General features: G+C 49.7%; 17 protein-coding genes and 1 riboswitch. Of the genes, 5 read left to right on the forward strand and 12 right to left on the reverse strand.

Going from position 1 to position 20,364, the window contains the following annotated elements; genetic code table 11:
• Nucleotides 1-217 precede the first annotated feature (217 nt).
• From sctD to ACO6UX_RS13635, 4 genes are read left to right on the forward strand one after another with little or no spacing between them, the layout of a single operon-like run.
• On the forward strand, nucleotides 218-1,654 hold the full coding sequence (sctD, locus tag ACO6UX_RS13620) for a type III secretion system inner membrane ring subunit SctD (protein ID WP_422448427.1): 1,437 nt from the start codon (nucleotides 218-220) through the stop codon (nucleotides 1,652-1,654).
• Nucleotides 1,620-1,892, forward strand: coding sequence for a hypothetical protein (locus ACO6UX_RS13625; RefSeq protein ID WP_163371874.1), 273 nt, complete (start codon nucleotides 1,620-1,622; stop codon nucleotides 1,890-1,892). Before sctD ends, ACO6UX_RS13625 begins: the two co-directional genes overlap by 35 nt.
• A 14-nt stretch (nucleotides 1,893-1,906) precedes the next feature.
• Nucleotides 1,907-2,176: an EscF/YscF/HrpA family type III secretion system needle major subunit gene (locus tag ACO6UX_RS13630; protein WP_101746242.1), complete on the forward strand. Its 270-nt coding sequence runs from the start codon at nucleotides 1,907-1,909 to the stop codon at nucleotides 2,174-2,176.
• A 29-nt stretch (nucleotides 2,177-2,205) separates the two neighbouring features.
• Entirely contained in the window at nucleotides 2,206-2,580 is a 375-nt protein-coding gene (locus ACO6UX_RS13635; RefSeq protein ID WP_101746243.1) for a tetratricopeptide repeat protein, read from the forward strand.
• 1 nt (nucleotide 2,581) lies between these two features.
• Here the strand turns inward: ACO6UX_RS13635 and ACO6UX_RS13640 are convergent, their stop codons facing one another.
• The 5 genes from ACO6UX_RS13640 to guaB all read right to left on the reverse strand — a co-directional run bounded on the left by ACO6UX_RS13640 (nucleotide 2,582) and on the right by guaB (nucleotide 11,762).
• Nucleotides 2,582-5,986 (reverse strand): glycosyltransferase, encoded by a 3,405-nt coding sequence (locus ACO6UX_RS13640; protein WP_422448429.1) that lies wholly within the window; start codon nucleotides 5,984-5,986, stop codon nucleotides 2,582-2,584.
• Between the two features lie 56 nt (nucleotides 5,987-6,042).
• Nucleotides 6,043-6,465 carry a CesT family type III secretion system chaperone gene (locus tag ACO6UX_RS13645; protein WP_422448431.1) on the reverse strand — a complete coding sequence of 141 codons (423 nt, stop codon included), beginning with the start codon at nucleotides 6,463-6,465 and terminating at the stop codon, nucleotides 6,043-6,045.
• A gap of 72 nt (nucleotides 6,466-6,537) precedes the next feature.
• Nucleotides 6,538-8,130, reverse strand: a complete 1,593-nt coding sequence (locus ACO6UX_RS13650; RefSeq protein ID WP_422448433.1) for a Na+/H+ antiporter NhaC family protein — start codon at nucleotides 8,128-8,130, stop codon at nucleotides 6,538-6,540.
• Between the two features lie 139 nt (nucleotides 8,131-8,269).
• Nucleotides 8,270-8,440, reverse strand: a riboswitch (Lysine riboswitch).
• 144 nt (nucleotides 8,441-8,584) lie between these two features.
• Complete coding sequence (guaA, locus tag ACO6UX_RS13655) at nucleotides 8,585-10,162, reverse strand: glutamine-hydrolyzing GMP synthase (RefSeq protein ID WP_422448435.1); 1,578 nt, start codon at nucleotides 10,160-10,162, stop codon at nucleotides 8,585-8,587.
• Between the two features lie 130 nt (nucleotides 10,163-10,292).
• Nucleotides 10,293-11,762, reverse strand: a complete 1,470-nt coding sequence (gene guaB / locus ACO6UX_RS13660; protein WP_422448437.1) for an IMP dehydrogenase — start codon at nucleotides 11,760-11,762, stop codon at nucleotides 10,293-10,295.
• Nucleotides 11,763-11,893: 131 nt separating this feature from the next.
• Here guaB and xseA point away from each other — a divergent pair, with 131 nt between their 5' ends.
• Complete coding sequence (xseA, locus tag ACO6UX_RS13665) at nucleotides 11,894-13,255, forward strand: exodeoxyribonuclease VII large subunit (RefSeq protein ID WP_422448439.1); 1,362 nt, start codon at nucleotides 11,894-11,896, stop codon at nucleotides 13,253-13,255.
• Here the strand turns inward: xseA and ACO6UX_RS13670 are convergent.
• The 7 genes from ACO6UX_RS13670 to pilW all read right to left on the reverse strand — a co-directional run bounded on the left by ACO6UX_RS13670 (nucleotide 13,245) and on the right by pilW (nucleotide 20,314).
• Nucleotides 13,245-13,568 carry a cupin domain-containing protein gene (locus ACO6UX_RS13670; protein ID WP_422448441.1) on the reverse strand — a complete coding sequence of 108 codons (324 nt, stop codon included), beginning with the start codon at nucleotides 13,566-13,568 and terminating at the stop codon, nucleotides 13,245-13,247. The two genes, xseA and ACO6UX_RS13670, sit on opposite strands and share 11 nt — an antisense overlap.
• A gap of 20 nt (nucleotides 13,569-13,588) precedes the next feature.
• A complete protein-coding gene (gene der, locus ACO6UX_RS13675) occupies nucleotides 13,589-15,013 on the reverse strand; it encodes a ribosome biogenesis GTPase Der (RefSeq protein WP_422448443.1) in 1,425 nt (474 codons plus the stop codon).
• Nucleotides 15,014-15,165: 152 nt separating this feature from the next.
• Entirely contained in the window at nucleotides 15,166-16,332 is a 1,167-nt protein-coding gene (gene bamB / locus ACO6UX_RS13680; protein ID WP_422448445.1) for an outer membrane protein assembly factor BamB, read from the reverse strand.
• 4 nt (nucleotides 16,333-16,336) lie between these two features.
• A complete protein-coding gene (locus tag ACO6UX_RS13685) occupies nucleotides 16,337-17,038 on the reverse strand; it encodes a YfgM family protein (RefSeq protein WP_422448447.1) in 702 nt (233 codons plus the stop codon).
• 77 nt (nucleotides 17,039-17,115) lie between these two features.
• Nucleotides 17,116-18,393 (reverse strand): histidine--tRNA ligase, encoded by a 1,278-nt coding sequence (gene hisS, locus ACO6UX_RS13690; protein WP_422448449.1) that lies wholly within the window; start codon nucleotides 18,391-18,393, stop codon nucleotides 17,116-17,118.
• A gap of 201 nt (nucleotides 18,394-18,594) precedes the next feature.
• On the reverse strand, nucleotides 18,595-19,560 hold the full coding sequence (locus tag ACO6UX_RS13695) for a helix-turn-helix domain-containing protein (protein WP_422448451.1): 966 nt from the start codon (nucleotides 19,558-19,560) through the stop codon (nucleotides 18,595-18,597).
• Nucleotides 19,553-20,314 (reverse strand): type IV pilus biogenesis/stability protein PilW, encoded by a 762-nt coding sequence (gene pilW / locus ACO6UX_RS13700; protein ID WP_163371854.1) that lies wholly within the window; start codon nucleotides 20,312-20,314, stop codon nucleotides 19,553-19,555. The genes ACO6UX_RS13695 and pilW overlap by 8 nt, the downstream gene beginning before the upstream one ends.
• Nucleotides 20,315-20,364: the final 50 nt, after the last annotated feature.

Raw genomic sequence — 20,364 nt, forward strand, 5'->3', positions numbered from 1 at the left:
TAATTAGTGACGAATTTGCCGAATAATTATCATGTAATCTCTGGCAATGACGTTTTTTTTACCTTAATCTATTTTTTAAGACACAATTTACGCAGATAGTCAGAGCACGTAAAGACACCAGTACTAACTACGGACAGAATCAACAGGATGTTGACCATAAAACCGTCTACGAGCCCAGTCAGATCATTTTCTGCTTTACCATGGCAGGAGGTCATTGATGACTGAATTTTACCTGAAAATACTCTCCGGCAACCATATTGGTGCCGAGATCCCCATCGAGCCGGGCAGGTACTCCCTGGGTAAAGATGATGGTTGTGACCTGGTATTAACCGACGACAACCTGAATGATATCGAGCTCATTATTGAGATTTCCAATGATGGCCAGATCAAAATCCAATCAAGCACAGTGGATACGCCTTTATATGTAAATGGCGAGCCCGCAGGCTCGAGTATTCAGTACCGCCACTTTGATATTGTTACCTCAAGCAGCCTGTTTATAGCTATCGGCCCCGCTGATGCAGAGTGGCCACCTCTGGCACTGCCGAACATAGCCCCTCCCCCAACACAGGAACTGACTGTCAGCGAGGAAGAGCTGCCATCCCCTGACCCAGATGAGCTGGATCTATCTGGATCTGACTTTCAGCAGCCACTGTCAGATGAGGATGAAGAGGATGACGAAGAAGATGAGGACGATTTTGATGATACATCCTTTTTAGCAAGTATTGATAAAAGATGGCTTGCCGCCATTCCAGTCATACTGCTGATTATGATAGCCGGCGTGAGTCTGATGATTTCCAACACGGATACCGAAGTACAAAAAGTAACAAGCATCCCGGGAGTTCTCGAAATCTCGGCAAAGGCCAGGGACCAGCTTGGACTTAAAGAGGTAAAGTTCAAACAGCTGCCCGATAAATCATTACTCGTGTCGGGTTATACACCAACGCTTCAGGACAGACTTGAACTGCAAAAATTTCTCAGAAAGCAGGGCATTCCTTTTAATTTGCAGATCATTGTTATGAATGAAATGCGTGATAACGCTGAACTGCTTCTCAGAGACCGTGGTTATGACAAACTTGAGCTGGAGCTGGATAACACGCCCGGATCTCTGGTGATAACCGGATATGTTTCAACTTCTGATGAGCTTGATAACATTATCAGCATGCTCAAACAGGAGATTTATGGGCTTACGTCAGTTGTTGATCAGGTTGAGAACCAGATTAGCCGGGTCAATACCCTCAAATCCATGCTGCGGGAAAAAGGGTTGATACCAAGAATTCATGTCGTCACCCGGGATCAAACGGTGATCCTGAAAGGGCACCTGCTGGATGAAGGACAAGTTTATGACCTGCAAACGGTAGTAGCCAAATTTCAGAAAAAATACGCCAACAAACCATCCATTGAATTAGCCACCAAGTATGCAGGAGGTACAATAACGGACAGTCAATCACCTTTATCGTTAAATATACGCGGTATCAGTATGGGCAAAGTGCCTTACGTGATACTGATCGATGGTTCCAAGTACCTCATAGGAGCAAAACTTTCTAATGGGTATATAATTGAAGATATCAACCTTGAGTATCTTTTATTAGCTAACGGAACTGACAGAATCAAATACCGTCTTGGAGGGAACCGTGACGGACAAACCGAAAAATGAAGAGAATATTCTTCTCTCAACAACTGAAGAACAGTTGATTCAAGATAAGGACGGCTCCTACCGGGATCAGATCCTTAACCATTTACTCTCTGAAGCGACTCGCCTGAAAGGATTAAAAGATAAAGGCGCAGCTCCGGAAGATTTTTCAAAAATCGACAGCCTGCTCACCGCTGTAGTTGCGGCTATGGAGGTCGTTGATAAGAGCTGGAAACAGCATCACGGTCAATCAAAAGCCTGAGAGGGAACTCAGCCATGGCATACCAGGATACCTACAACCCGAATTACAATCAGCCAGGAAGCGCCGGTTTCAGCTTTGACAAAGTATCTGAAACATTCGGAAGCCAGGCAGAAGCGCTCGATACAGCACTGAAAACCCGTGTCGCCAATATGGATCCTAACAGTACCAAGGATATGGTTGAGTTCCAGGTAGAGTTCAACAAGTACATGATTGTTGAAGGTCTTCGTTCAAGTATCGTCAAATCCATCAAGGATACGATACAGAGTATTATTCAGAAGCTCTAAACTAATTTTATGGATGGAGATAGTCAGCAATGATTGATGACAAACTTTTAAAAACTCTGGCGGATATTGGCTTTATGGCCAGCGGAACCGGGCTGCCAAAACATGCTTTTGGCATTTTCAACGGTATTGAAGCCGCCAGGCCTGACAGCCCGCTTAGCACCATCGGCTTTGCCCTTGAGTTTATGAATCGAAAACGTCATCAGGAAGCTATTGACCTGTTGCATAAGGAAGGTCTGGCAAAGCACCCTGAAGATCCTACTATCAAGGCCTTTCTGGGATTAGCTTTGATGTTTGAGGGACGTAATAAAGAAAGTGAAGACTATCTTAAACCACTGCTGTCTTCAAAAGAGGCAGAACCCGCTGAAATGGCCAGAGAACTTCTTGCCAACATCCACGGCCAATAGCTTATTCCGGAAGCTTACCTCGCAAAGCTTCCGGGAAGTTTTTCCCCGGCACCGCTTTCTCAATCATCCACTGCTTGACCACCGCCGTAAGAAAGATTAGAAATTGCTCCAGTTGCTGAGGGTTCTCAGCCATAGTCTGCACCAGACGGACAGACTTGCTTAACGTATCAACTGAAAAATAATGGTCAGAAATTACCCTTTCAGATAGCCCGGAACCAGACTCACTGAATACTCCCTTCCCTCCAACTTCACGCCTGAACTCAGTAATTGAGCCAGAAAGCAAATTCTTCACCAACTCATCTGACAGCGTTGTTGCAGGTTCAAACCACTCAGGTTCACCCCAGCGTTGAATCTCTTCTGCCCCCTGACATAATCGACTTACCACCCTGTCAAAATACCCCTTGAGACGCTTTCCTGAGAATGCCTGAAAGCCATGAAAGGTCCATAGATTCACTTTCTGTTGCCAATAGAACTCCTGATCTAAACGCGGTAAGTGACAAACAGTCATTCCTTTACAACGCTCCAGAAGCGCACACCAGTCATCGTGATGATCCACAACAACCCTGAACGTAGCATCGAGGCCTTTTTCAAAAGCACTGGCATATTGACTGCAAAGGAAAGGCTTGATGTTCGATAACGTGTCACTCGCAGCGGTCCGGACCAAATTATTGGTCACCAGACTCTCTTTCACCGGCGGCATCTCAATCAATTCACCATTAACCAACTGGAAGAGGCAATCCCGATAACCATTAAAGTGGAACTGTTCAACAACGCTCCAGAGAGACGTGAGCATAAAGCTGTTATCCGTGCCACAGAAGGCTCCCCGGGGATCATTCAACTCAGACTCGAACGCTTTTATAACACCAGGGCAGAAAGCAGCTTTAACATCCACAAGATGAGGTATGCCATTTCTGGATACGACATTCCGATTATGAACATCCCCCATTCCCAACAGGATCGATAAACCAGCAATAACTCCCAGGCGCTGGTAATAATCGTTTATCTGCTGATCATCCAGCACCTCATTGAGACCTCTATCAACAAATTCACTATAACCGTAAGCGCCTTGAAAAGATCCTGACAATATCCTTATGGTCGCCAGCCCAGGTTGCTCACCCAGCCACTGGTTAAGCTTACCGGCGATATTACTGTTATCAGCAGTATGCCCGATAATCTGCCGCTCGACAGCCAGATCCCTGTTTTTATAAACCAGCTTCTCGCCATTATCGCAAACGATAATGGCAATCATGCAAGAAGACGAAGTACTTAACGGAAAATCAAGGCGGGCAATACTCTGCGCTGGCTGTTGCCAGCGATCAGAAAATAGCTGATTGACACCCCCAAGATCTCTGTAAAACCGGGCAAATAATTGTTTAAAGTCTTTCAGTGCACGGATAATCCATAAGCGATTCAAACGATACCACAAAGGAAATTCAGCACTCAGGAATACCAGCCCGCCCTGCTCAACGACAGAGTCCAACACATCGGTATATTGCACAGTCCCTTTCATCTCAGCAACCCAGCCAATTGCCTGCAACAACTGACCATCCAGCTTTGCAGCAAAGGGCTTGAGCAGGCTCGCTCGAAATTCAGGGCTTTCTGACTGGTTATGGTAGAACGCCAGCTGCACATCCAGCCAGCAAAGCAAAGGCTCCAGAAGCCTGAACCGATGAGGCTCGACACAATCCAGATGCAGCATCACCTCAGCCGGGAGCCTTTGCTCTTCAGGCCACCATCTTTTTTGATGGTCAGCCTGATTTATTGACGGTTTATCGGTCAGAGCCAGCAGTTGATATTTACACATCCACATAATATTCAACAGAAGTGCCGGTTCCTGAGGAAACTTCGCCTTCAGGTCCGTCACATGGCAACCGGATAGACAAAGACGGGCTACCTGGTCAATCAGGTCCGTTTTTAACAATGAGTCCATTTCGGTATAGTGAACAAACTGCTCGGATCTCAGCAGCAATCTAACACCTCGATCCGTTGTCGTAAGGAACTGGTCATCTGTCAACTGACTGGCTGGGTAATGCTCAAATATCTGATGATAAGGAAGCCCAACTGGCCTTTTATTTAATCGGGAAATCTGATCAGCGTCTTTATTCAGACCACTCACCAACTGATGATACTCATCAACAACGGCTTCCCATCGATAATTCTCAAATACTCTCTGCCTTCCCTGCTCTCCCATGCCAGACAGAAGTTCAGGCTCCTGAATCAACTGATGAATTTTCTCTGAACATTGGCTTAAATTAACCGCTGTCCCCTGGGCTTGCAGCATATGGGCATGGTCCGTCAATAATGAACCAAGTGGACGGGCGAGATCATCCAAATCTGTCGATACGGTTTCAATCAAACAGCCACTGACCCCATCATCAACCAATTCCGAATAGCCATTCCAGTCGGATAAAACAACAGCCTTGCCATTAACCATTGCTTCCAGAGGTACGATGCCAAAACTTTCCTGAATATTATCCGAAAGCGTCAGAACCAGATCACAGGCTGACAGCCATTGATGTTTACGGTCATCTGCAATTTCCAGCTCAAAGCGGACACTGCCTTCAAGGTTTAAATCATAAGCTTGTTTTAACAGGGACTGCACCGTTGGATTGCCAGCATCTCCTGCACCCGCAATAATCCATTTGATATTTCGGTGCCCATAACCCTCCACCAGATCATTCATTACCAGCAATACCGGATGGAGGTCCATCTTGTTTGAAGGAGCAATCCGGCCAAGGGTTAAAATGACAAAAGATTCCTGAGCAACACCCAATACCTCTCTGGCTTCCTCTTTACTTCCTGCATAACGCTCATCAGGATCTATCCCCAGGGGCAGCTTTGCAACACTCCCCTTGTAAGGTATAGCCACACCAATATGATCTGAAATACTGGAACTTGCAGCAGACAACAGACGCATCATCACTTTTTTCTGCGCTGCGCTGCTGCATAAAATTGCGTCACAGCTTTTTAGCGGTGACAACAATAAATCACGGGTATTTGACATATTTGAGTCTGTACTCAGCGTATGAGCCCGACCCGTAATAGGAAATGGTTCCACACAGTACGCATCACGAAGCGCTGCGAGATGACCAACCCAGGGATCACCCTGATGAAAAACCTGGTACCTGACCCTGGAAAAATACCGGTTTAACTCATGAGCCGGCAAGAAATGGATGGCTTTATCACTGCCATAATGCTGAAGAAAAGATTCCCAGCCGGTTCTCAACTCCGGCAATAACGACTGAGGGGAAAATATATGTATCTCTTTGAATCGACTGTAACGAATGATGGCTTTCAGAAATCCGTCATTGGCACGCCGGAGTCCATTGAAATAGGCAGCTTCAGTACTGGCAACCAGGCAACCAAATATTGAGGAACCAGTGGATTGCTGCTTTTTCAAAGGCATATCGAACAACTCTAATCATTGACATACCTTATATATCGAACTGACAGCAGCTTCTATTAGGACATGAACATCATGGCTGGGCCAGGGGGGGCACTTTGCTCAACCCAATTGACAAAAAGTGCATGATTATTGGCCAATGCTGCAATGACCTCTTCAATACCATCAACATTCAGGCTCTTTATCGGAGCAGAAGCATATAGAGCCAAAGCATCGACATCAGGGTCGATACACAATGAAACACGCTCATGGGCAACCAGAGCCAGGTTTTTTCCCAGCAGCCTGATCAACAATTCTTCACGCTTACTATTATCCCCGGGCAGCCTGGCAATGATGCTATAAGCATAAAAGCGACCATTGGCCTGAAAACAGGCAACCTCTATCCGACCATCAACCAACAGAGAATATCTGTCGTTTTCATACTCCAGCTCATCTATCTGCTGACGAGCAGCGTATGAATTCATCAATTGTTCAAAGCTCATAGCATCCATGCCCTTGATTTAAATAAGTTCAAAAAGGCGTCCCTGCCTCTCCTTAAGCATAGTGCAGCTTAATTACTTGGCCAGATGACCGGAAGCGGGTGCCAAAAAGCGAGATTTCAAAGAAATCCTTCTGAACAGAATAATAAGACCTGTAAACGCCACGAGTGATGCAGCAAAGCCTAAGGAAATCGAGTGAGTAATCCCCATGACCAGATACCCGAACATGGCTACAGCCGCTATGCCAAGCGCGTAAGGAAGCTGAGTATTGACGTGATCCATGTGGTGACAGGATGCCCCGGTGGACGAAAGAATTGTGGTATCAGAAATCGGGGAGCAGTGATCACCAAACACAGCACCTGCCAGCACAGAGGCCAACATGGGCAGCATCATGGCTATGTCCGCTGCTGCCGCCATATCTCCGGCAATGGGCAGCATAATACCAAAGGTGCCCCAACTGGTTCCGGTAGCAAAAGCCATCACACCAGAGACAATAAAAAGCATCATTGGCAGAAAGCTGGGAGAAATATTCCCACCAACCAGACCAGCCAGATACTTACCGGTCTCCAGCTGGCCAATTATTCCAGTCAGAATCCAGGCAAACACAAGAATATAAATAGCTGGCAACATTGACCTGCTGCCCTCAGCGATCGCCTTCTTCCAGGTGTTTCCGGAAATATTTCGACCCAACAACCGGGCCATCGCAAACAGAAGACCAATCATACCGCCACTGATCAGTGATAACGTAACATCGGTATTCTCAAAGGCACCCAGAATGGAAAATGCCTGATCATCACCAGCAAGAGCGGTATACCCCGTCCAGATCATGGCAGCGATCGTTGCCAGCACCAGTACCAGAATCGGTGACACCAGATCCGCCACACGGCCATTTTCATCTTCTTCCAGAGCTGGAGCACCCGGAGGGTTACCCTTATTGGCATCAAACAGATTGCCAGCAAGCGCTGCACTCTCGTGTCTGGCCATGGGGCCAACATTAAGATCCATGGCTGCAGTAAAGAAAACCAGCGCCAGCGCAAAAATTGCATAAAGGTTCATGGGAACCATGGCCAGGAATGAAAAGACCGGGCTATCGCCAACAACACCGTGGGTCGCCATAATAGTACCCACCAGAGCAATGATATAAGCACCCCAGCTTGAAATTGGCATAATTACGCAGATTGGAGCAGCGGTCGAATCAATCAAATAAGCGAGCTTGGCTCTTGAGACTTTGTGCCGGTCAGTGAGTGGCTTACTGATACTCCCCACGGCAAGGCTGTTGAAATAATCATCAATAAAAATGATAACACCGAGAAAGACCGTCAGTACCTGCGATCCCTGACGTGTCTTGACACGCTCACGAGCCCACTCACCAAAGGCCCTGGCTCCTCCAGAAATAGTGATCAGGCTGGTGATCACACCCAGAACCAGCAAAAACAACAGAATATAGAGATTGCTAAAATTAAGGCCTTCATCCCAAAACACACCAACAAACCCATCAAAAATACGATGAACGGTGATAAGCGGGTTCAAGCCGGTCAGCAGTAACGCACCGGTGACAATACCAGCGCCCAGAGACCACAATACTTTCCGGGTTATGACTGCCAGAATAATTGCGACGGCTGGGGCCAATAACGATAACGACGAATCACTGAAACTGGTTAATTCCATAAAAACTGATCTCGTTTATTGATCACCCATGCCCGTTATTCCAATACTTATCAGGATGAGTGAACCAGTTGTAATTAGATCAGGAGGCAAGCGTACATGGAGGAAGCGCGAATAAAGAAAACCTCATCAGCGCTCTCTGGTACCCGTTAGCTCTCCACAGTAAAAACTGTGACAGTAGTACACCTGTTCGATGCACTACCAGTGAGACTGGTTGACCACCAGGCTCACTTCGGCACCATTTCCTTTCAATCGGACTACGGACGTCACCCTATTCCGATTTACTGATAAACAGCGCGCCTCTAACTAGGGAAAGAGGATCACAGGCAGGAATGTAGCAAGAGGATACTCACTACATCACCCCTGAATGGGCGCATTATGCACCATTGCTCCCGATATAAATACCCAAAGCAAGTATAAGTAAAGGAATCAGATATTACATTTAGTAATAACTGTATCACTCCCACTCAATCGTAGCCGGTGGCTTACTGGATACATCATAGGTCACCCTGGAAACATGCTCAATTTCATTGATGATCCGATTAGAGACTTTTTCCAGCAGATCATAGGGCAGGTGGGCACAGCGAGCGGTCATAAAGTCTATGGTTTCCACTGCTCGCAGGGCAATCACATACTCATAGCGGCGACCATCACCCACCACGCCAACGGATTTCACCGGCAGGAAAACAGCAAAAGCCTGGCTGGTCTTTTGATACCAGTCGGCCTTACGCAGTTCTTCAATGAAAATAGCATCCGCCTGGCGGAGAATATCCGCATATTCCTTTTTGACCTCGCCCAGGATGCGAACACCGAGGCCCGGCCCCGGGAATGGGTGACGGTATACCATGTCATAAGGCAGACCCAGCTCCAGACCTATGGTTCGAACCTCATCCTTGAACAGCTCACGCAGCGGCTCAACCAACTCCATCTTCATCTCTTCCGGCAGCCCGCCCACATTATGATGGGACTTGATGACATGGGCCTTACCGGTTGTTGAACCAGCAGACTCAATAACATCCGGATAGATGGTGCCCTGGGCCAGAAAAGTGATGTTGTCCAGGGCACTGGCATGTTCATCAAACACTTCGATAAAGGTATTGCCAATAATCTTGCGCTTGTCTTCAGGATCCTGAACACCGTTCAGGCGACCCAGAAACAGCGCTTCAGAGTCCGCACGAATAACCCGAACCCCCATATTTTCTGCAAACATGGCCATCACCTGATCGCCTTCATGAAGGCGGAGCAGACCATTATCAACAAAAACGCAGACCAGCTGATCACCAATAGCCTTATGCAGCAGCGCCGCTACGACACTGGAATCAACACCACCGGACAGTCCCAGCAACACCTTCTGTTCACCCACCTGCTCACGAATACGGGCAATAGCGTCATCGATGATCTTGCCTGGCGTCCACAGTTTCTGACACCCGGCAATATCAACCACAAAACGCTCTAGAATTCGTAATCCTTGGGTGGTATGTGTCACTTCAGGGTGGAACTGGACACCGTAATACTGCTTTTCTTCGCAAGCCATGGCAGCAATCGGGCAGGAGCCAGTGGAAGCAGCAACCACAAAGCCTTCAGGTATGGCGGTCACTTTATCTCCATGGCTCATCCAGACATCCAGAGTCAGACGACCACCTTCACAGACATGGTCTTCAATGCCATCAAAAAGGCGCACTTTCTCTTCCAGCTGAACCTGGGCATAGCCAAACTCACGCAGATCAGAGGTACTGACCTTGCCACCCATCTGCTCTGCCATGGTCTGCATGCCATAGCAGATACCCAGCACAGGCACACCGAGTTCAAAAACAATATCTGCGGCTTTTGGAGAGTTGTCACCGGTAACGGATTCAGGGCCGCCGGACAAAATGATCGCTTTCGGGCTGAACTCCCGAATAGCGGCAGCATCCATATCATAGGGATGCAGTTCACAATAAACACCGATCTCACGCACTCTTCGGGCAATGAGTTGGGTGTACTGGGAACCAAAATCAAGAATCAGAATGCGGTCTGAATGGATATCCTGGGACATGATTAATCTCTAAGTCCTGTGATCAGCAAGGCCGGGAGGCTTACCCTTACTGAAAGTAAACAGCCGGTCAGAAGCTATCTCATTTCTGTCCGGCTGCAGGTGTCAACATGAACAACGCTGTGAAGCAGTCTTAACCAACACGGTAGTTAGGCGCTTCCTTGGTAATCGTTACATCGTGAACATGGGATTCGGCCATACCGGCATTGGTCACGCGAACAAACTGTGGCCGGGTGCGCATGGTTTCCATATCAGCAGAACCGGTATACCCCATCGCGGCACGCAAGCCACCCACCATCTGATGGATAATGGCATGGAGAGGCCCCTTGTAAGGTACACGCCCTTCAATACCTTCTGGAACCAGCTTTTCAGCACCCGCTTCGGCACTCTGGAAATAACGGTCACTGGAACCGGAAGCCTGGGACATTGCCCCCAGAGAACCCATGCCACGATAAGCCTTGTAGCTACGCCCCTGGTAAAGCTCCACTTCACCCGGCGCTTCTTCAGTACCCGCCAGCATACTGCCCAGCATGACGGTACTGGCACCGGCAACAATCGCTTTTGCCATATCACCGGAAAAACGGATACCGCCATCAGCAATAACAGGCACTCCGGTGCCTTTCAGCGCTTCAACCACATTGGCTACCGCAGTGATCTGAGGCACACCAATACCGGTCACAATACGGGTAGTACAGATAGAGCCCGGACCGATACCCACTTTAACACCATCAGCACCCGCTTCGACCAGAGCTTTGCCAGCCTCGGCGGTGGCTATATTTCCACCGATCACCTGAACCTGCGGGTAGTTTTCCTTTACCCACTTCACTCGCTCAATCACACCACGGGAATGGCCATGAGCAGTGTCGACGATAATGACATCAACGCCAGCAGCCACCAGGGCAGCGACACGATCAGGCGTTTCCGCCCCGGTACCCACCGCTGCCCCGACGCGCAACTGTCCCTGACTGTCTTTCGATGCATTCGGGTACTGCTGGGCCTTTTTAATGTCCTTAACGGTCATCATACCGGTGAGATTGAACTGATCATCCACCACCAGCACTTTTTCAATACGATGCTTGTGCAGAAGCTTGCGAACGGTCTCCGGATCAGTACCTTCCTGAACCGTCACCAGACGCTCTTTCCGGGTCATGATCTCGGAAACGGCTTTATCCAGATTAGAAACAAAGCGGACGTCACGACTGGTAACAATACCCACCAGATCGCTGCCAGAAAGCACGGGAACACCGGAGATATTATGTCTGGAGGTCAGCTCCAGAAGATCTCTGACAGTGGCACTGGCATCAATGGTAATCGGGTCTTTGACCACACCACTTTCGTGCTTCTTAACCTTGCGCACCTCAGCGGCCTGCTGCTCCGGCGTCATATTCTTGTGAATAATCCCGATTCCGCCTTCCTGGGCCATGGCAATAGCCAGAGACGCTTCGGTAACGGTATCCATCGCCGCAGAAATCAGCGGAATATTCAGCTCAATACCGCGGGTCAGTTTGGTTTTCAGGGAGACATCTTTGGGGAGGACTTCGGAGTAGCCGGGCAGGAGGAGGACATCATCGAAGGTGAGTGCATCTTGTGCAATTCTCAGCATTGCCTGTTACCAAGAGTTTATTTTATGGGAAAAAAATTCGGACAAGTATACCCTATATTTCAACTTCAGCTAAACCACTTATTCAGGCAGAATACCAAAAAAACCGACAATCCCCCTGCCAGGCTTGATCCATGCACCACTTTACAGACAAACCGACGCAAAACGCTGAGGCATCCGCAAAAGCCCTCTCTGTTACGGAGTTAAATGGTAAAGCCAGGCGATTGCTGGAGATGAACTTCAATAATGTCCGTGTTGAGGGCGAAATATCCGGACTGGCCCGTCCCAGCTCCGGGCATTGGTATTTCACCCTGAAGGACAAACAGTCACAGATCCGCTGCGCCATGTTCCGCAACCGTAACCAGGCGCTTAAGTTTGTCCCGACTGAAGGCATGCTGCTGATGGTCAGGGGGCGCGTAAGCCTGTATGAAGGAAGAGGCGACTATCAACTGATTGTTGAACACATGGATAATGCCGGCACCGGTGACCTGCAAAAAGCCTTTGAGGTTCTCAAGGCAAAACTGGCCGCTGAAGGCCTGTTCGACATCACGCGCAAACAACCCCTGCCCGCTCACCCAAAGCATATCGGGGTGATCACCTCACCCACCGGCGCAGCCATTCGGGATATCCTCACCGTACTGAAGAGACGCTTTCCTGCCATACCGGTCACCATTATTCCCAGCTCGGTTCAGGGAGAGCAGGCAAAACACGAACTGGTCAATGCGCTAAAACTGGCAACAAGTGCCAACCGGTTTGATGTACTGATTATTGGTCGCGGCGGTGGTTCACTGGAAGATTTGTGGCCATTCAATGAAGAGTTGGTGGCCAGGGCCATAACAGACTGCCCTATCCCCATAGTCAGTGCCGTTGGTCATGAAATTGACTTTACCATTGCCGACTTTGTGGCTGATCACCGGGCCGCAACCCCATCAGCAGCGGCAGAAATCCTCAGCCCGGATCGCCAGGCCCTGTTAAATCAGCTTAACCTGATCAGCAGAAAGCTCACGACACTGACTCGTCATAAGCTGCAGTTAAGCCAGCGAGAGCTTGATAACCTGCAAAAACGGTTAAGACACCCCGGGGATCGTCTGAGAGACAACAGCCAGCGGCTGGATGATCTGGAAATCCGGTTAAAACAGGCCATCACCCTGAAACTGGAACGGGCTCAATCAAGCCTGGGTCGGCTCAGAGACCGGGCAAATCAACAGAACCCCCAACGTAAATTGGAGCTGCTGAAAAGCCGTAATGAATATATGGGGCAAAAGCTGATTCAGCTCATATCCAGCAGCCTGGAAAGACGTCACCTGAAACTGGAGAAAGTGTCTGGAGAATTGAACGCCGTGAGCCCTCTGGCAACACTTTCAAGGGGCTATGCCATCACCATGGCTGGCGATGCCATTATCCGAAGCAGCCAGCAGCTCCGGGAAGGCGATCAGGTAACCACACGATTCTTCAAGGGCGAGGCAATCTGCAAAGTGGAAAAAATCACAAATTAATATGAACCGCTAACCAGATGGTATCAACATCGGGTTGAGTCCACGCAACCCGATGCCTGCACCCGGCAGGCAGCATGATATAATCACCGGCATGGAGAGTGACAGAGGCTCTTTCCCCATCAAACTCCAGTACAGCTGAACCCCTTAACAACACCACCCACTCATCCCGGGACTGGTCATACCACTCTCCTATCGGCGTCGTATGACCACGGGAAACAATCCGCTCTATTTTCACGCCCCCGGATTCCTGCAGAGTCTCAAACAACTCTTCAGGTAATTCGTCAGGTATGTGTTCGAACAGATTGTTTTTCATTGATTACTCACCTGAACCAGTCAGGAACGCTTTGTCTTACGCTTCTCTTTGGCAAACTGCGCCGATTTTTCAACTCTGCGCTTACGGTGAGCCTGCCTCTGATCAACCTCTTTGGTTTCCGCATAAGGGTTATCACCTGAGCGGAACTCAATTCGAATAGGCGTTCCCATAATCTTCAGCACTTTACGGAAGGTATTTTCCAGATAACGTCGATAAGCTGCGGGCACCCGCTCAGTCTGGTTACCATGAATAATAATCGTTGGCGGATTCATGGCTCCAGCATGGCAGTAACGCAACTTAATACGGCGATGATTGACCATGGGCGGCTGATGCTCCTTAACAGCATCTTCCAGAATTCGCGTCAGACGATTGGTGGACAGTTTACTCGTCGCCGCTTCATACGCCTCTTCAATAGAGTCATACAAATTGCCAACACCGGTACCGTGTTTTGCCGAAATCATGTGAATGCGGGCATAATTGATAAACCCGAGTCGACGCTTCAGCTCTGTCTTTACCTGGGTTTTCTGCTCTTCTTCCATGCCATCCCACTTGTTCAGTGCAATGACCACAGCACGCCCCGCGTCCAGAACAAAGCCCAGCAGATGCAGATCCTGCTCCACAATACCTTCACGGGCATCCAGCACAAGAACCACCACATTGGCATCTTCAATCGCCTGCAGCGTCTTGATGACCGAAAACTTTTCGATGGATTCGGACACCTTGCCTCTTCTGCGGACACCTGCCGTATCAATCAGCGTATAGTCCTGACCAAAACGCTCATAAGGAATGTAAACACTGTCACGGGTCGTTCCCGCCTGATCGTAAACAACCACTCGTTCCTCGCCTAACAGGCGGTTAACCAGGGTAGATTTACCCACGTTAGGGCGACCAACGATACCAATCTTGATACCTCTGGGCCTGGTTGACAGCTCATCAGACTCTTCTGCCTCACCGTCAGTACACTCCAGCAGCACGTCATTGATCATGTTGCTGACACCCCGACCATGCACGGCAGCAATATGATAGGCTTCGCCGATACCCAGGGAAGCAAAATCCGCCTCGGCCTGCTCAGCATCCACCCTGTCTACCTTATTCAGCACCAGGTGATACTTTTTGCCCTGTTTGCGAAGGTGCAAAGCAATCATTTCATCAGCAGCTGTCAACCCGGCTTTGGCATCCACCAGAAACAGGACAACATCCGCCTCATTGATGGCCGCCAGCGACTGTTCTGCCATGGCAGAGTCAATCCCCTCTTCATCACCGGAGATACCGCCGGTATCCACGACAATATAGGGATGCGAACCAATTTTGCCCTCACCGTATTTCCGGTCGCGGGTTAACCCGGCCACGTTGGCTACCAAAGCATCCCGGGAGCGGGTCAGACGGTTAAAAAGGGTGGACTTGCCAACATTTGGCCGACCCACCAGGGCAATTACAGGAACCATAAGATTTACCAAAATTACAAATTACGCAGCGGGGAAATCATTCAGAACACGCTTTCCCAGCGCATCGGTCATCAGACCGAAATTGAAAACGGGCTGAATCCTTGTAAAGATTCAGCCCGACAACATTCTTAAAAGTCAGAAACCAGCTTCCACTACCCGGAAGCTTTTTCCTTCAAAGCAACCAGCTCACCATCAGCTGACAAGACCAGGATCAAGTCACCATCCACCAGAGGCTGGGTTTTAATTGCAGAAGAGTCAGCCTTGAAACGTCCAGCCTGACTGCCATCAACCTGCGACAACAGGTGCACATAACCCTCACCATCGCCGACCACAACATAACTGCTGAACGCTGCGGGTGCAGACAGCTGACGGAACTCAAAATCTTCCTGTCGCCAGTTAGCGGCACCGGTTCTCTGGTCAATGGAGCTGACATAACTCTCTTCACTGGTCAGGTAGATAGCACCAAACCCTTCTGTCATGGATTCATAACTGGACAGCTCTTTTGCCCAGCGAACCCGGCCACTGTAAAGGTCCAACCCGGCAACATTGCCCTGGAAGCTGACAAAGAAAATGGAATCTCCAAGGATCAGCGGAACCCCCTTGATATCAACCATCCGCTCCAGCTCAGTACTACCCTTGGGGGCGGCAACCCGGGAACTCCACAATGGCGCACCGTTTTTCAGACGGAAGGCTTTTGCTTCGCCGCTGGCAAACCCGGCAAACACCGCTTCGCTGAAGATCAGTGGAGCAGCTGAACCTCTTAACGTCAGCGCCGGCTGCAGCGCTTCCTGACGCCAGAGGTACTGTCCGCTCTCAGCATCAAGCACGGTCAGACGGTCATCAATACTCTGCACAGCGACATAGAAACCATCAGTTATCGGCGCACTGAGAATCTCGCTACTGACTCGCTCTCGCCAGAGTTCATTGCCATTTTCCTGGTTCAGGGCAATCACTTCACCATCCAGCGTCCCCAGCAACACCATACCCGCTGAGGCACTGACCCCACCACCAACACGGGTATTGAGTTTTTTCTTCCAGACTTCCTTTCCGGTATCACGCTGAAGAGCAAAAACCGTACCTTCTGCGCCAGAAACAAAGACTTTATCGCCATCCAACGCGGGCTTCAGGCTTTCAAATCGCTTGCCAACCCCTTTGCCAACACCCCTGGACCACACTTCAACCAGCCTGACCTTTTCCTCAGCAATCGTCTGGAGAGGTTTGGCCGTTCTCACCTCCTCTTCATCCGATGATAAAAGACTGCATGCAGAGAGTCCCAGCATCAGCAGAAGAATCAAAGAGCCTTTAAATAACCTCTCCATTGCGTTATCCCTCCTGAGGTGCCATTGCGGCCAGATCGTCCAGCTTGAGTTGCAACAACGGACGGTTCAGGCCGTTGTCCTGTGCGGCATCGACCGCTTTGCGGTAAGCCGTCTCGGCCTGCTTACGATCACCAAGGGCGAGGTAAGCATCGCCTTTTGCTGACTCAACTGTCGCCTCATAGGACTTGCCAGCATTCAGTCGGGTCAGGATATCCAGCGCCTGCTGACCATTCCCGGAAGACTCACTGATCAGTACCCTTGCCAGCCGGACACTGGCCATTGTCTGAATTTCAACTGCGGGTTTCTGAGCCAGAACCCACTCCAGGGAAGCCCGGGCGGCACTTAACTGGTTATCTTGCACCTGCTGCTGAGCCAGAAAAAGCGTTGCAAAGGCGGCATACTGACTGCTGCCATGATCCTTTTGCAATGAAGATACAACGTGACTTACCGTTGCTTTTTGCTCCTCAGTCAGCGGCGCTGATAACTGGGCCTGTTGCTCCAGAGAGGATCCATTGGAAATAGTATCCAGCAAGTTCTGATAAAGCGATGAAGCTTCAGCAATTTCCTGCTGCTGCGTCTTCTGCCAGTACTGATAACCGGAAACCGCTGCCAGTGTCATGGCAACACCCAGCACAACTGGCTGACCATAGTCTTTCCATAGATTCTTGAGCAGTTGGACCTGCTCTTCATCAGATTGGTAACTCACCCTTTACTCCTGACTTCTTTCCTGAAGCCGTTAACAGTACGATCGCATCAACGAGCAGTTTACTGAACAGCAGTATTCTATAGTACTTTTTGCAAATGTCCGGCCACATCGGCGATTGGCAGCTGCTGCTGGGCTTCATCCGTCCTCAGGGATTTCACAGTAACCATCCCCGCACCCAACTCATCTTCGCCCAGAATGAGAGCATAGGCAGCACCGCTACGATCTGCACGCTTCATTTGTGCTTTAAAGCTGCCACCGCCGCAATTCATCAGAATCTTCAGCTCCGGCAATCCATCACGCAGTCTTTCCACTAACGGAAGCGCCCGGTGGCCAACACCCTCACCGACAGCAACCACCGCCACATCCACCCGATTAGAAACGGATTCCGGCAGTAACTGCAGCGTTTCCAGCATCAACACCAGACGCTCAATACCCATGGCAAAGCCCACGGCAGGTGTCGGCTTGCCACCCAACATCTCAACCAGCGCATCATAACGACCGCCAGCACACACAGTTCCCTGGGCACCCAGGCTTTCTGTCACCCATTCAAAAACGGTTCTGCCATAATAATCAAGGCCACGCACCAGTCTTGGATTCACGCGATAAGCAACACCCACCTCATCCAGAATCTGCTTTAACTGCGCAAAGTGTTCCTGTGACTCTTCGTCCAGATAGTCGAACAGCTCGGGTGCACCGGCAACAATTTTCTGTGTGTTTTGATCTTTACTATCGAGAATTCTCAGCGGGTTGATGGTCAGGCGACGACGGCTGTCGTCATCCAGCTCTGACTCATAATCCCTGAGATAAGTCACCAGAGCTTCACGATAACGGATGCGGGCTTCCAGAGTCCCCAGAGTATTCAGCTCCAGCGTGACATGCTTTGTCAGACCAAGCTTCTGCCAGAACCGTGCCGTCATCATGATGATTTCCGCATCAATATCCGGACCTGTCATGCCATAGGCTTCAACACTGATCTGGTGAAACTGGCGATAACGGCCTTTTTGCGGACGCTCATAGCGGAACATCGGGCCAGAAGTCCACAACCGCTGAATCTGGTTGTAAAACAGGCCCTGCTGAATACCTGCGCGAACAACCCCGGCAGTGGCCTCAGGACGAAGGGAGAGCTTGTCACCATTGCGATCTTCAAAGGTGTACATCTCTTTCTCAACAATATCCGTACCAGAGCCAATACCCCGGCTGAACAGGGCAGAGCTTTCCACAATCGGAACCCGGATTTCCTGATAACCATAAGTGCTCAGGACAGAGCGTACCTGCTGCTCAAGGTACTGCCAGACAGGGGTCTGTTCAGGAAGAATATCATTCATCCCACGGATGGCTTGAAGCTGCTTGCCCAAGTTCAAATGTCCTCTACTAAAAACACCACATAACTTCACCCGGTTCGTCAGGAACAGGCGATTTGGCGGTTCGCAATAAAAAGTAGGCAACTATAACCGTTAACGCCTTTGTGTGACAATCCCACAGCCCTTCCATTAAAGAATGCCCATCGCTGTCGGGAGTTTCTTCACTGAAAGGACATAGTTTTAAGGACTATTGATTTACCCCTGACCACTGCCTGTTAACAGGACACTGGCCACCCGGGTATTCGAGCTTGGTTTGGCTACCGGCTCGCCATCCAGCAGGATACTGTCCACGCCAGAGGTATTACCGAACCGCAAATTCACTGGGGGAAAAACATCTAGATTAATGGAAGACCCGGCTCTCTGCACGGTTGAAATCAGCACTTCACCGGTGGCATCCTTGATTTCAACCCAGCAATCTTCTGAGAAATTAATAACAAGAGGCTGAATCAGATCAACAATTGGTGAATTGGGCTCATCTGTCGTATCAACAACCTCGGAACCGGCCATGGCAATTGGGAGAACCTCTGAAATGGTCTCTTTCAGAACAGGCTGATCCTTTTCCAGGCTTGGGTCTTCTTTTAAAATTGTGGTGTCATCAGCTGGAACAGCCTCTTCCTCCACGCTCTCGCTAATTTCCGCAGCAGAGGGGACAGAGACAACACTGACATCAGTCACCAGAGGCTCAGGCACATCCTCAGATACGTCTTCGATAATGGCCACCTCGACCACTGGTTCGATACCCAGCAAGCTATTCCAAAGGTAATAACCAAACCCTCCCAGCGACACAAGCAGCAAAAGCGCAAGCGCATATACCGGAGAAGGTGCACTGTGAGCTCGCAGCGGCTTCAACTTCTTAGAACCCTGTAAACGCGGAGATTCCAGCCCATCGACACCCATAAAATGGTCAAAGTCCCTGACCAGATCTTCGCCATTAAGCCCCACCAGTTTCGCATAATTACGAATATAGCCACGGACAAATGCCGCCTGTGGCAGGATATCAAACGTGCTCTCCTCAATGGCCTTAACATAACTTTCGGTAATCTTCAGGCTTTCAGCCACTTCAAGGATAGATAGCCCCTGACTGTCACGGGCCCGGGCAAGCACAGCACCGGGAGCAAACGTCTGAATAACTTCTTCCTGCTGAGTATCCTGTTCACTCATGACCCAATCGACTCCGATAATGCTTCAGCTCCACAGAGCCGGGATACAACCTTTCCAGCTTCAAAGCATAACCTGCCGCTTTATCCTGAGCCCGGTTTGCCCTTGCCAGCTCAATACCCAGTAGCAAACTGCGAGGACTCTGCTCCGCCGAACCGGCAAAGGCCTGGTAGTGCTGCCACCCTGTGTAGAGATTGCCTTGCTCTTTGTAGATAGCGGCAAGCTCCAGATTGGCCCTTGGCAAGTTACTGTTCAGACGAAGAGCCCGGGTAAAGTGATCAACCGCCAGGGAAGACCGGCCCATCCGCAAAGCAACAATCCCGAGGTTTTCAAAGGTTCGGCTGCGCTGGGAATATGCAACATCCCCGGAAGCCAGTTGAAACTGACGATAAGCGTCCTGAAGCCGGTTTCTGGAGAACAGGAAAGCACCAAAGTTATTGCGTATGTCCGCGGCATCAGGGTCAATGGCCAGCGCCTTGTTGAACGCCTGCTCGGCAAGCTGATCCTCCCCCTGACGCTGATAAGCCATACCCAGCATGCCATGGACACTGGCCGAATAGGGCTCAATCTCAAGCGCTCTTTCCAGCGGCCTTACCGCTTTTTCCGAGTAACCTTCCTGAAGATAACCCCTGGCCAGATTCATATAGTCCACCACTGCCCTGTTCTCATTAACAGGCCGACTGTCCGTGGTGACACAGCCTGTCAGTGCCAGAGATACAGAAAACAGTAGTGCAATGGGCCTCAATTTGACTCCCATGCTGATCCCCACATTTGCAATTTATAAATATATCCGGGACGCCGTTGAGA

The organism is Endozoicomonas sp. ALB091 (genome assembly GCF_049310265.1).
Taxonomy (GTDB): Bacteria; Pseudomonadota; Gammaproteobacteria; order Pseudomonadales; family Endozoicomonadaceae; genus Endozoicomonas.